Here is a 12445-nt window from a genome sequence, read left to right on the forward strand (position 1 = left end):
GGAGACGGTTGCGGCCGCCGAGGCCGTGATCGCGCCCGAGCCCGCCCCGGCCGACGCCGCCCCGGCGGAAGCCGCGGCGCCGGCCGAGGAGGCGCCGAAGCCGAAGCGCCGCGCCGCGCCGCGCCGCAAGAAGGCCGTGGCTGCGGCCGAAGAGCCGGCCGCCGAGGCGCCCGCCCCGGCACCGCAGGTCGTTCCGGAGCCGGTGCCCGAGCCCGAGGCGGCGGCGGCGCTGAACGGCGCTGTGCCCGAGCCTGTGCCGGCCGCGGCCGAGCCAGCGCCCGAGGCGCCGGCCGCCGAGAACCTTGCTGTCGAGGCCAACCAGGTGGTGAACCAGCCGCCCGAGGCCCCGAAGCGCGGCTGGTGGCGCCGCGGCGCCTGAGCCCAACCGATCGTCGGATCAGAGAAGCCCGCCCGGGAAACCGGGCGGGCTTTTTCGTGACTTGCGCGGCGCCGCCGGACACACACGGCCATTGCTTCGTCGGCTCCGCCTCCTCGCAACGATGGTATTATCGTAATGCCCTTGTAGATTTTTTATTATTGACATGCCGCCGCGTATGTTCGAGGGTCGGCACCGATCTTCGGATCCGCGGGATTTTGACGGAAGCAGCTTGCGCCGCGTCACCAAACGCTAAAGCGCCACGACAATGTTCGTGGTTCCGGCAGTTGATGCTGAGGAGCCGACCGATGGTTTCGACCTTGCCCCCACCGTTCCTCTCCGCCGTGCCGCGCATCGGCATGTGTCGCGCCTGTCGCTGTTGCTGACCGCGGGCGCTGCCCGCCGCCCCCGACCGCACGACCAGATGCGCCCTCCGAGAGGATCTCTTCCATGGCTGACGCCTTCATCATCGTCGCCGGTGGCCTGACCGCCGGCATCGTCACGCGCGAGCCCCGCGGCTTCCGCTTCTACGCCTCCGACGCGGCCTTCACGCCGCTGGAGGGGCGCCTGTTCCGCACCACCCGTGCGGCCGGCCGGGCGGCGCATGCGGCGCTGACCACGATCGCCCGCCGCCAGCACCGGCCGGACCAGGCCCGGGCCTGACCCGCGGCGCCGCGCCGCCCCATATCCATACCGACCCAAGACGTGCAGGAGCCCATCATGTCCCTTTCCCCGCTGACGCGCGGCCTGATCGGCCTGGCGCTCGGCCTCGCCCTCGGCGCCGCCACCGCCGGCAGCGCCCTCGCCGCCAGCATCAAGCTCGGCGTCATGGGCGGCAGCGAGGAGGAGATCGCCGAGGTCGCCAAGCAGGTGGCCGCCAAGAAAGGCCTCGAGGTCGAACTGATCACCTTCTCCGACTACGCCATCCCGAACGAGGCGCTGGAGCATGGCGAGCTCGACGCCAACGCCTTCCAGCACCAGCCCTATCTGGACGCCCAGATCGCCGCCCGCGGCTATCACATCGTCCCGATCGGCTTCACCATCGTCGAGCCGATCGGCCTGTACTCGAAGAAGGTCGCCAAGATCGACAAGCTGCCCGACGGCGCCAGGATCGGCATCCCGAACGACCCCAGCAACGGCGGCCGGGCGCTGAACCTGCTGGCCGCCAACGGCCTGATCAAGCTGGCCGCCGGCAAGGGCCTGAACCCGTCGCTGCTCGACGTCGCCGAGAACCCGCACAACTTCCAGTTCTCCGAGCTCGACGCGGCACAGCTGCCGCACGCGCTGCCGGACCTGGACGGCGCGATCATCAACACCAATTACGCGCTGGAGGCCGGGCTCGACCCGCGCAAGGACGCGCTGATCGCCGAGAGCCGGACCAACAACCCTTACGGCAACTTCGTCGCCGCCCGCGCCGGCGACAAGGACCGGGCCGACCTGAAGACCCTGGTCGAGGCCTACCAGTCGCCCGAGGTGGCGCAGTTCCTGGAGACCCGGTTCAAGGGCGCCATCCTGCCGGCGTGGTAAGCCTGAAGCAGGCCGGGGCTGCGGCCCCGGCCGTTGCGCGGCCGGATCAATTCTGCTAGACGACCGCGCTTGCGTGAGCATTCACTCACGCCGTATCGACGCCGGCACCCCTGGAGGCCGGCGTCTTCACTTAGGAGAGAGCCGATGGCCGATACCATCAAGATCACGGCCGAGGCGCGCGACCGGGCCGGTAAGGGGGCAGCACGGGCAGCGCGTCGGGCCGGGATGATCCCGGGCGTCATCTACGGCGACAACAAGCCGCCGGTGCTGTTCAACGTCAACGCCCAGTCGCTGCTGAAGGTCCTGCGCGATCCCGCCGCGCTGACGCATCTCTATGACATCGAGATCGGCAGCGAGAAGCACCATGTCCTGGCGCGCGACATCGCCCTGGACCCGGTGACAGACCGCGCGATCCACCTGGACTTCCTGCGCGTCAGCGACAAGACCACCGTCCATGCCGACGTGCCGGTGCACTTCGTCAACGACGGCGCGTCGCCCGGCATCAAGCGCGGCGGCGTGCTGAACGTCGTGCGCCACGATGTCGAGCTGATCTGCCGCGCCGAGTCGATCCCCGAATTCGTCTCGGTCGACCTGACCGGCGCCGATATCGGCGACTCGCTGCGCATGAGCGCGGTCAAGCTGCCGGAGGGCGTTCGTCCGGCCGTGCAGGATCGCGACTTCGTGATCGCCACCGTCGCGGCGCCGTCGGCGGTCCGTGCCGAGGCGGCCGAGGCTGCGGCCGCCGCGGTCACCGGTGAGGCGGCCCCGGCCGCGGCCGAGGAGCCGAAGGCCTGATCAAGGCCCCGCGGGCTGGGAGAGTGCGATGCTGCTGTTCGTCGGCCTCGGCAATCCCGGCTCGCAATATGCGTATCACCGGCACAATGTCGGGTTCATGGCGCTCGACGACATCGTCGAGCGCCATTCCTTTTCGCCCTGGAAGCTGAAGTTCCAGGGCCGGCTGGCGGAAGGCCGGCTCGGCCCCGAGCGCGTGCTGGCGCTGGAGCCCACCACCTACATGAACGAGAGCGGCCGGTCGGTCGGCGAGGCGATGCGCTTCTTCAAGCTCACGCCCGACGACGTCGTCGTGTTCCATGACGAGCTCGATCTGGCGCCCGGCAAGGTCCGGGTCAAGAAGGGCGGCGGCACCGCCGGCCACAACGGCCTGCGCTCGCTCGACGCCCATATCGGACCCGAGTTCTGGCGCGTCCGCATCGGCATCGGCCATCCCGGCCACAAGGACCGGGTGCATGGCTGGGTGCTGGGCAACTTCGCCAAGGCCGACGAGGCCTGGCTCGACCCGCTGCTGGAGGCGATCGCCGGGGCGGCGCCGCTGCTGGCCGAGAAGGCGGCCGGCAAGTTCATGACCCAGGTCGCCCAGACCACCCAGGACGCGTGATCCGGCGCCTGACCGCGGCAGCCTCGTTGACCTTTGCTGCGCCGCACGACGACCCCCTTGATCCGATCGTTCCGGGGGCGCATCGTATGGCCACGTGGTCGGCATAGCCGGTAACGCGTATTGGCCAGCCGCAATGCCCTTGCGGCGACCTCCGTCGGAATGGCAACCCGGCATCGTCGGGTGAGCCTGCGGACAAAAGAGCAAAACGAGGAGCCGCCGCCGTGCGGCTCCTCTACTGTCTGGGCCTTGGATTCCCCTAGCGAGGCGGGATCGGCGTCTGCGCCACCAGCGAGTTGGCCGGATCCAGGCATTGGAAGCCGATGTAGTTCCATTGCCGGTCGGTGGCGAGCGCCGTGCGGCTGGTCTGGCCGCAATACCGGTCCGCGGTGGCCTGCGCCCCCGCGGCGCCGCGTTCGTTGAAGGTCTGCACCACGACGAAATTATTCTGGCCCGACGGCACGCACGCACCGGCCAGCATAGCGACGAAAATCAAAAGCATCGATCGCATCGGCGGCTACCCCGTCGGATTCGGGTGAAGGCGATCACCTCGGACAGAAGCAAACCCGATCAGGATCACAAAATTTCCGACGCTGGCCAACCGGCTTGATGGGGTCCGCGCCGCTTTCCCGCCGACCGTTGGATATCATCCGGCCGCGGACAGCCGCCGGTAGGACAGGGCTTCGGCGATCTGGGCGCGGCCGAGGCTCTCCGCCCCGGTCAGGTCGGCCAGGGTGCGGGCGACGCGCAGCACCCGATGGTAGCTGCGGGCGGACAGGCGCAACCGCTCCGCCGCCTGGGTCAGCAGGGTGGCGCCGGCCGAATCGGGCATTGCCACGCGTTCCAGCACCGCGCCGTCGGCCTCGGCATTGGTGGCGATGCCGTCCCCGGCGTAGCGCGCAGCCTGGATCTCCCGCGCCGCCGCGACCCGGGCCGCCACCTCCGCCGTGCCTTCGGCCGGCGGCGGCAGCGACAGATCGGCGGCGGAGACGGCGGGCACGTCGACATGCAGGTCGATGCGGTCGAGCAGCGGCCCGGACAGGCGCGACTGGTAGTCCTGGCCGCAGCGCGGTGCCCGGCCGCAGCCGAGCGCCGGGTCGCCGAGATAGCCGCAGCGGCACGGATTCATCGCCGCCGCCAGCAGCACCCGGGCCGGATAGGTGACATGCGAGTTGGCCCGGGCGATCACCGCCCGGCCGCTCTCCATCGGCTGGCGCAGCGATTCGAGCGTGGCGCGGGCGAATTCCGGCAGTTCGTCCAGGAACAGCACGCCGCGATGGGCCAGCGAGATCTCGCCCGGCCGGACCCGGAGCCCGCCGCCGACCAGCGCCGGCAGCGAGGCCGAATGGTGCGGGTCGCGGAACGGCCGGCGGCGCATCAGCCGGCCGCCCTCCAGCAGCCCGGCGACCGAATGGATCATCGACACTTCGAGCGCTTCGGCCGGCGACAGCGGCGGCAGCAGGCCGGGCAGCCGCGCGGCCAGCATCGACTTGCCGGAGCCGGGCGGACCGATCATGAGCAGATTGTGATTTCCGGCGGCGGCGATCTCCAGCGCCCGCTTCGCCGTCTCCTGCCCCTTGACGTCGCGCAGGTCGAGGCCGGGACCGTCCGCCGCGGCGAGCAGCGGCTGCGGCTGGGCCAGCACCTGGGTGCCCTTGAAGTGGTTGACCAGGGCCAGCAGCGTCGGCGCCGCCAGCACGTCGATCCGGCCCTCGGCATCGGCGGCCCAGGCCGCCTCCGGCCCCGAGGCGGCCGGGCAGATCAGGCCGAGCCCACGCTCCGCCGCGCCCAGGGCCGCCGGCAGCACCCCGGCGACCGGAGTCAGCGCCCCGTCCAGCGCCAGCTCGCCCAGCGCCATGTACTGCCCGATCTCCTGCACCGGCAGCACGTCGAGCGCGGTGAGCAGGCCCAGCGCGATCGGCAGGTCGTAATGGCTGCCCTCCTTCAGCATGTCGGCCGGCGCCAGGTTGATGGTGATGCGCCTGGGCGGCAGGGCCAGGCCGAGGGCATGCAGCGCCGCCTTCACCCGCTCCCGGCTTTCCGCCACCGCCTTGTCGGGCAGGCCGACCAGGGTGATGCCGGAAAAGCCGCCGGAGACCTGCACCTGCACGTCGACCGGCGCCGTCTCGATCCCCTGGAACGCGACCGTGGCGATCCTGGCGACCATCTAGGCGGGGCTTCGCGGGTGTGGAAGCGGCGGCGAGAGCATATCTAAAATTGTCTTATGTCAATCATTCACAACCAATATTCAGCTGGCCGAGGGGCGCTTGTCAATCAATCTCCCGGCACATCCAGGCGCAGCGAAGCGGCCTTGCCGCCGCATCGGCCCTTGGCGATCATGCGGCATGGGCGATCTGAACGAATCCGCCGGGCCGCCGGCCGGCCCCCTGCCGCTGTCGCACCTGATCGAGACGGCGTATGGCCGGCTGTTCGGCAATCTCGGCGTGTTCATGAGGATCGCCCTGGCCTGGACCGGGATCACCGTGCTCCTGCTCATCGCCATCATCATCCTGGCGCCGCAGGCCTGGGACGGGCCGGGCGGAGACCTCGTCATGGCCGCCATCGGCGCCGGCACCGCCATCGGCTGGCACCGCTTCGTGCTGCGCGAGGAGCGCCGTGCCTTCTCCGACCTGAACACCCTGGCGCGATACGTTGTGCTGGCCGCCGTCGCCGCATTGCCAGCCGTCGCCATCATCGTGATCGGCACGCCCGCCGTCGCAGTCCTGCTGCGCGGGCTGGGCGACCGGGCGGGCGCCACGGTGATCACCGTCGTCATCATCCTGCTGGCCGTCGCCGGCGCCGCCGTCACCCTCCGGCTGTCCCTCATCCTGCCGGCCGTGGCGATCGGCGACCGTTCGATGACCTTTCGGCGGAGCTGGGCGGCGACGCGGGGTCGTGCCATCCCGATCTTGATCGGGTGCATCACGGTACAGATTCCGCCCTGGTTCGGCATCGGTCCGCTGGGCTGGGCGCTGCAGCATCTGGGCGGTGGTCCCGGCACCTCCGGGCCCGGTGCCGGCGCCCTCGTCTTCGGGGTCGTCGCCTACCTTGTCCTGCTGCTGCTGATCGCCCTCTCCACGGCCCTGGTCGCCGGCTTCCTGTCGGAGCTCTATCTCCGGCTGTATCAGGATCCGGGGCCGGCCCCTGATTCTGGCCCCGCTTGACCATGCACAAGCGAGGGCCGAATCTGACGGGACATGCGCCGATCCATCCGATGACGTCGATCGACATCTCCGCAGCCAGGATCCTGTTCTCCCAGATCGTCGATCGGGCGAGCAAAGGGGAAAGCTTCGTCATCGCCAAGTCCGGCACGCCGCTGGCCAAGCTGGTGCCGTTGGACGAGGGCAAGCCGACCAAGATCCGGTTCGGCCTGATGAAAGGCGAGATCCACATCGGACCCGATTTCGACGCGCCGCTGGACGACTTCGAAGACGGTTCGTCTGCGTAAGGCGCTCACCCGCCCTTGGCGATGCGCCAGATCGTGCCGCCCTCGTCGTCGGAGACCAGGATCGATCCGTCCGGCAGCACCGCGATCCCGGCCGGGCGGCCCCAGACCCGGGCCGCGCCGGCGCCGCGATTGAGCCGGAAGCCGGTCGCCAGCGCCTCGTAGCCGCCCGCGGGCTTGCCGTCCCGGAACGGCACCCGGACCACCATGTAGCCGATCGGGTCGGCGCGGTTCCACGAGCCGTGCAGCGTCACCAGCGCGTCGCCGCGCCAGTCGGGGAACATCGAGCCGTCGTAGAACACCAGGTCCAGCGGCGCCGAATGCGATTCGAACAGCAGGTCCGGCACGATCGCCTTCTTCACAAGCTCCGGCTGCTTGTCCGCCAGGTCCGGCTGCGGGTTCTGGCCGATATAGGCGTAGGGCCAGCCGTAGAAGCCACCCTCCTGCACCGCCGTCAGATAGTCCGGCACCAGCCCGTTGCCGAGGCCGTCGCGCTCGTTCACCACGGTGTAGAGCTTTCCGGTGCCCGGCTGCAGCGCCAGCCCGACCGGGTTGCGCAGCCCGGAGGCGTAGGTGCGGCCGCCCGAGCCGTCGGCGGCGAAGGCCTGGATGGTGGCGCGCGGCGCCGGCTCCTCGGCGATGTTGCTGCGGCTGCCGATAGCGACGAAGAAGCGGTCCGACGCCGGGTCCCAGATCACGTTGCGGCTAGCATGGCCGCGGCCGCCGTCGAAGGCGCCGTCCGGCGTGATCCGCTGCGGCTTCGCCTGCGCCTTGGCGTCGCCCGCGGTGTAGGGCACGCGCCACAGCCCGTCGAGATCGGCGACGTACAGCGCGTCGCGGCGCAGCGTCATGCCGTAGGGCCCGTCCAGCCCGGTCAGGAACGGCATGGCCCGGGCGCGGGCCGGGGGGCTGGGCGCGACCAGCCGGCTGATCCGTCCGGCCTCCGGCTCCGACACCAGGATCGACCGGTCCGGCAGCACCAGCATCTCGCGCGGGCCCGACAGGCCCGAGGCGAACAGCGTCGCGGTCATCCCCTTCGGCACCTGCGGCCGCATCGCATCGGTGCGGGCGACGGGCCCGGCGCTGTTGGCCACGGCGTCGGTGGCATAGGGCTTGGGCAGGGCGTCGGGCCGGATCTCGAACTTGGTCCCCGGGGCGACGTCCTCGGCCAGGGCCGGAAGCGCAATGAACGGAATTGCGGCGAGCAGAATGGCGGCCGCGACCGGGCTTCGCATCGGCGTCTCCTCCACATCCTTGTTGAAGATGTGGGGCCCGTGGCGGTCGCGAAAAGGCCGCCGATGGGAAATTTGTCCGACAAGGATCCGGCCGCTTCGTCCCGGCCGCGAAACAAATGGCCGGCTGCGGCGTTGCTGATGGGCGATTGTCCGCCCGGCACGGCGCCGGGCCAAGAAGGAGACTGTGATGACCCGCCGCCTGACCCTGATCCCCTGCGCGCTGGCCCTCGCCGCGCTGGCCGCCTGCGGCGACGAGACCCCGAACCCGACCGCGCGGACCGAAGCCATCGCCAGCAAGACCGTCGGCTATCGCTGCGCCGACGGCACCAGCCTGTCCGCCGGCTTCACCGGCGACGCGCTGGTGCTGGCCGACGGCGGCAACACGATCACGCTGCAGCGCGCGATCTCGGGCAGCGGCGCGCGCTACACCAACCCCTATGGCGCCGAGTTCTGGGACAAGGGCGGCCAGGCCACCTACAGCCGCATCGCCGGCGCCCAGAGCACCACCTGCACGTCGGGCTGATCCCGCCCATTCATCGTCATCCCGTGCGCGCTGCGGCGCGGAGTGCCGCGGCGCAGACACGGGATCTCGGCATTGCGCCGACGAGATCCCCGCTTTCGCGGGGATGACGCCAAGGGGTGGGGCTAAACGTTGAAGCGGAAGTGGAAGATGTCGCCGTCGCGGACGATGTAGTCCTTGCCTTCCTGCCGCATCTTGCCGGCGTCCTTCGCCCCCTGCTCGCCGCCGAGCGCGACGAAGCTGTCATAGTCGATGGTCTCGGCCTTGATGAAGCCGCGCTGGATGTCGCTGTGGATCTCTGCCGCGGCTTCCGGCGCGGCGGCGCCGGCCCGCACGGTCCAGGCCCGCGCCTCCTTCGGTCCGACGGTGAAGAAGGTGAGCAGGCCGAGCAGCTTGTAGCCGGCGCGGATCACCTTGTTCAGCCCTGGCTCCTCGAGCCCGATCGAGGCCAGGAACTCCTGCTTCTCCGCGGCCGAGAGCTGCGCCAGCTCGGCCTCGATCGCGGCCGAGATCACCACCGCCTCGGCGCCCTGCGCCTTCGCCATCGCCTCGACCCGGGCGGAATGGGCGTTGCCGGTCGCGGCCTCGTCCTCGGAGACGTTGCAGACATAGAGCACGGGCTTGGAGGTCAACAGCGCCAGGCGCCGGAACGGCTCGCGCTCATCGGGCGACAGCTCGACGGTGCGGGCCGGCCTGCCCTCGCGCAGCACCGCCAGCGCCCGCTCCATCAGGTCGATCTCGGCCTTCGCGTCCTTGTCGCCGCCCTTGGCCCGCTTGGCCGCGGACAGCACCCGCCGCTCCAACCCCTCCATGTCGGCCAGCATCAGCTCGGTGTCGACGATCTCGGCATCGCGCACCGGGTCGACCGAGCCCTCGACATGGGTGACCTCGCCCTCGAAGCAGCGCAGCACGTGCAGCACGGCATCGGTCTCGCGGATATTGGCCAGGAACTGGTTGCCCAGCCCCTCGCCCTTCGACGCGCCGCGCACCAGCCCGGCGATGTCGACGAACTCTAGTTGGGTGGCGACGACCTTGGCCGAGGCCGCGATCGCCGCCAGCTTGTCCAGCCGCGGGTCGGGCACGCCGACGCGGCCGGTGTTCGGCTCGATCGTGCAGAATGGATAGTTCGCCGCTTCCGCCGCCTGGGTGGAGGTCAGCGCGTTGAACAGCGTCGACTTGCCGACATTGGGCAGGCCGACGATGCCGCAATTGAATCCCATGGGTTCTCGTCCGGATCTTCGAATCGGCGCCCATCTAGCACGGATGCCGGGCCAAGGGGAGTCGCGGCCGGGCCGTCCCGCACTTGACGCCGGCTCGGCGAGGATGGCACCTGGAGGGGAGATTGTCCTGACGAGCTGCCGGTCCTTTCCGTCCGGGCGAGTGAGCCGGACCGTTCCCGACCAAGCCGAAAACCCGCCTCCCGCAGTGCCCTAGACGCCCCGGAGACCAGCCCCATGACCCTGACCCTGCCCCGAGTCATCGGCCATCGCGGCGCCGCGGCCCATGCGCCGGAGAACACCCTGGCGTCGTTCCGCAAAGCCGCCGCGCTGGGCGTCGAGATGGTCGAGTTCGACGTCAAGCTGACCCGCAACCGGGTGCCGGTGGTGATCCATGACGACACCCTGGACCGCACCACCGACGGCAGCGGCCCGATCGCCAATTCCGATTTCGCGGCGGTGCGGATGCTGGATGCCGGCCGCAAATTCGCGCCCGAGTTCCGGGGCGAGCGGGTGCCGACCCTGGACGAGGTGCTGACCGTGGCGCTGGAGCTGGGCCTGGCGGTCAACATCGAGATCAAGCCCTGCCCCGGTCGCGAGGTCGAGACCGCCGAGGTGGCGCTGGCCGCGGCGCAGAAGCTGTGGCCGGCCGACCGGCCGAAGCCGCTGGTCTCCAGCTTCGCCATCGAGAGCCTTCTCAAAGCCCGCGAGATCGCGCCCGACTGGCCGCGCGGCTACCTGATCTGGGACCGGCCGGCGGTCTGGGCCGCCAATGCCGACGCCATCGGCGCCACGACCATCAATGTCAGCCACGAGAAGGAGACGGCGGAGACCATCGCCGAATACCGCGCCACCGGCCGGCCGGTGCTGGCCTATACGGTGAACGACGCCGAGCGGGCCAAGGCGTTGTTCGACATGGGTGTCGCCGGCGTCTTCTCCGACGCGCCCGACCGCATCCTCGCCCTCTGATCGCCGCTTTTGCCGCCGATACCGGGCGCGGCCGCGAGCTTCGGGAGAATTCGGCGCGTGCAGGGCTTCATCGACCAGACGATCGCCTATATCGGCGCGCATGCCGGCTGGGCCGGACCGATCATCCTGGTCTTCGCCTTCGGCGAATCCTTCGCCGTGCTAAGCCTGCTGCTGCCGGCCACCGCCATCCTGGTCGCCGCCGGCACGCTGATCCAGTCGGGCACGCTGAGCCCTTGGAACGTCATCCCCTGGGCGATCGCCGGCGCCATCCTGGGCGACGCCGTCTCCTACTGGATCGGGGTGTGGCTGGAGCACCGGGTGGAGCGGATCTGGCCGTTCACCCGGCACCCGCGGATGCTGCGCACCGGCCGCGACTTCTTCCACCGCTGGGGCGGCATCAGCGTCTTCATCGGCCGCTTCCTCGGCCCGATCCGCGCCGTGATCCCGCTGGTCGCCGGCATGATGGGGATGCGCCACATCCCGTTCCAGATCGCCAATATCGCCTCGGCGATCGTCTGGGCGCCGGTCTGGGTCGGGCTCGGCTGGTTCGCCGGCGAGACCCTGAGCCGAATCTTCGGGATTGAAGATGCGGCGCCGCTGCTGATCATATTTCTCGTCGTCACGACGCTGGTCGGCGCCGCGGCGGCCTTCCGCCTGCTGACGCGCAAGAGCAAGAGTTCGCATGAGGATCGCCCGGACCACCGTCCCTAGCCTGATCATGGCCGCCGCGCTGGCCCTCGCCGCCGCGCCCGGACCGGCGCGGGCGGACGGGCTGGACGACTTCTTCAGCAGCATCCGCCGCCAGTTCGACGAACCGGCCAGGCCGAGCCGGTCGCAGAGCTGCGCCCAGACCGAGGCCGAGGCGCATGTGCTGGCGACCACGGCGGACAGCGATCTCGGCCGGGTCAAGACGCGGATCGACCGGATCGAGCGCGACGCCGGCGCCGGCACCGCCCGCGATTCGATCGACCAGGCGACCCAGGTCGCCAGCCAGGCCCAGGGCCTGTCGGCCAAGCTGCGCCGGGCCCAGGCGGCCTATCGCACCATCATCGGCCAATGTGGCCGCCCGGACCTGCAGAGCGAGCGGCTGGGCAGCCTGGCCCGCCGGCTGGATGCCGAGGCGCGGCGGGCGAACCGCCTGGCCGACCGCATCGCCTCGACCCCGACCGGCGCCCTGCCCGGCGGCCCGCAGGCCTGCCCGGCGCTGGTCGACGACGCCCAGTCGGTGCAGGCCGACACCACCGCCCTGCTGGACCGCATCGGCAAGCGCCTGGGCGAGCTGGAGGCCGCCGACCCCCTGGCCGCCCGCACCGGCGCGCTGGCCGTCGCCGACAACATCGCCGAGCAGCGCCAGCGCGTCGACACCATCGATGCACGCGCCACCACCCAGGGCCCGGACTGCGCCGAGGCCACGGCGATCCGCGACCGCGCCGCCGGCGACCGCCAGTCGCTGCAGGCGCTGCAGAATCAGGCCGACACGCTGATCGGCCCGCCGGCCCCGGATGGCGCCGAGCCGGCGCTGACCACGGCGCAGCGGCGCAAGGTCCAGGAGCGCCTGGCCGCCCTCGGCCACTATCGCAGCCAGGTCGACGGCCGGTTCGGCGACGGCACCCGACGGGCGATCGCCCTCTACCAGCGCGCCGGCGGCGCCGCCGCGACCGGCCGGCTGACCCAGGCCCAGGCCGATGCGCTGCTGGCCGACCCCGCCACGGCACCGCCGCGGCCGCTGGTCCAGCAGGCACCGGAACCCGCGGCCAAGCCGG

14 protein-coding genes and 1 pseudogene are annotated in these 12445 nt (G+C 71.0%); 11 read left to right on the forward strand and 4 right to left on the reverse strand.

Annotated elements, in window-relative coordinates; all coding sequences use genetic code 11:
* The 5 genes and pseudogenes from FFK22_RS38705 to pth all read left to right on the forward strand — a co-directional run.
* Positions 1-379 (forward strand): annotated as a pseudogene (locus FFK22_RS38705) (hypothetical protein); the annotation flags it as partial.
* Positions 380-826: 447 nt separating this feature from the next.
* Positions 827-1039: a hypothetical protein gene (locus FFK22_RS38710; RefSeq protein WP_138885686.1), complete on the forward strand. Its 213-nt coding sequence runs from the start codon at positions 827-829 to the stop codon at positions 1037-1039.
* A 57-nt stretch (positions 1040-1096) separates the two neighbouring features.
* Entirely contained in the window at positions 1097-1903 is an 807-nt protein-coding gene (locus FFK22_RS38715; protein ID WP_138885687.1) for a MetQ/NlpA family ABC transporter substrate-binding protein, read from the forward strand.
* Positions 1904-2047: 144 nt separating this feature from the next.
* Complete coding sequence (locus tag FFK22_RS38720; protein WP_138885688.1) at positions 2048-2698, forward strand: 50S ribosomal protein L25/general stress protein Ctc; 651 nt, start codon at positions 2048-2050, stop codon at positions 2696-2698.
* Positions 2699-2726: 28 nt separating this feature from the next.
* Complete coding sequence (gene pth / locus FFK22_RS38725; RefSeq protein WP_138885689.1) at positions 2727-3299, forward strand: aminoacyl-tRNA hydrolase; 573 nt, start codon at positions 2727-2729, stop codon at positions 3297-3299.
* Positions 3300-3555: 256 nt separating this feature from the next.
* Here the strand turns inward: pth and FFK22_RS38730 are convergent, their stop codons facing one another.
* Together FFK22_RS38730 and FFK22_RS38735 are read right to left on the reverse strand one after the other, a co-directional pair.
* Positions 3556-3798 carry a hypothetical protein gene (locus tag FFK22_RS38730; protein WP_138885690.1) on the reverse strand — a complete coding sequence of 81 codons (243 nt, stop codon included), beginning with the start codon at positions 3796-3798 and terminating at the stop codon, positions 3556-3558.
* Positions 3799-3942: 144 nt separating this feature from the next.
* Entirely contained in the window at positions 3943-5463 is a 1521-nt protein-coding gene (locus tag FFK22_RS38735; RefSeq protein ID WP_138885691.1) for a YifB family Mg chelatase-like AAA ATPase, read from the reverse strand.
* Positions 5464-5641: 178 nt separating this feature from the next.
* Here FFK22_RS38735 and FFK22_RS38740 point away from each other — a divergent pair, with 178 nt between their 5' ends.
* Both FFK22_RS38740 and FFK22_RS38745 read left to right on the forward strand, forming a co-directional pair.
* Entirely contained in the window at positions 5642-6460 is an 819-nt protein-coding gene (locus tag FFK22_RS38740; protein WP_138885692.1) for a hypothetical protein, read from the forward strand.
* A 50-nt stretch (positions 6461-6510) separates the two neighbouring features.
* Complete coding sequence (locus FFK22_RS38745; protein WP_138885693.1) at positions 6511-6744, forward strand: type II toxin-antitoxin system Phd/YefM family antitoxin; 234 nt, start codon at positions 6511-6513, stop codon at positions 6742-6744.
* Positions 6745-6749: 5 nt separating this feature from the next.
* Here FFK22_RS38745 and FFK22_RS38750 read toward each other — a convergent pair whose 3' ends face one another.
* Positions 6750-7976, reverse strand: coding sequence for a sorbosone dehydrogenase family protein (locus FFK22_RS38750; protein WP_138885694.1), 1227 nt, complete (start codon positions 7974-7976; stop codon positions 6750-6752).
* A 187-nt stretch (positions 7977-8163) separates the two neighbouring features.
* Between FFK22_RS38750 and FFK22_RS38755 the strand changes: the two genes are divergently transcribed.
* Positions 8164-8499, forward strand: a complete 336-nt coding sequence (locus tag FFK22_RS38755) for an MliC family protein (protein ID WP_138885695.1) — start codon at positions 8164-8166, stop codon at positions 8497-8499.
* Between the two features lie 122 nt (positions 8500-8621).
* Here FFK22_RS38755 and ychF read toward each other — a convergent pair whose 3' ends face one another.
* Positions 8622-9716 carry a redox-regulated ATPase YchF gene (ychF, locus tag FFK22_RS38760; protein WP_138885696.1) on the reverse strand — a complete coding sequence of 365 codons (1095 nt, stop codon included), beginning with the start codon at positions 9714-9716 and terminating at the stop codon, positions 8622-8624.
* 234 nt (positions 9717-9950) lie between these two features.
* Between ychF and FFK22_RS38765 the strand changes: the two genes are divergently transcribed.
* The 3 genes from FFK22_RS38765 to FFK22_RS38775 all read left to right on the forward strand — a co-directional run.
* Positions 9951-10682, forward strand: coding sequence for a glycerophosphoryl diester phosphodiesterase (locus FFK22_RS38765; protein WP_138885697.1), 732 nt, complete (start codon positions 9951-9953; stop codon positions 10680-10682).
* 57 nt (positions 10683-10739) lie between these two features.
* Positions 10740-11393 (forward strand): DedA family protein, encoded by a 654-nt coding sequence (locus FFK22_RS38770; RefSeq protein ID WP_186002899.1) that lies wholly within the window; start codon positions 10740-10742, stop codon positions 11391-11393.
* Positions 11365-12445: peptidoglycan-binding domain-containing protein (locus tag FFK22_RS38775; protein WP_143956933.1), on the forward strand; the 1081-nt coding region annotated here is incomplete at its 3' end. The genes FFK22_RS38770 and FFK22_RS38775, both read left to right, overlap by 29 nt.

This window comes from Mycobacterium sp. KBS0706 (genome assembly GCF_005938675.2).
Lineage (GTDB): Bacteria > Pseudomonadota > Alphaproteobacteria > DSM-16000 > Inquilinaceae > Inquilinus.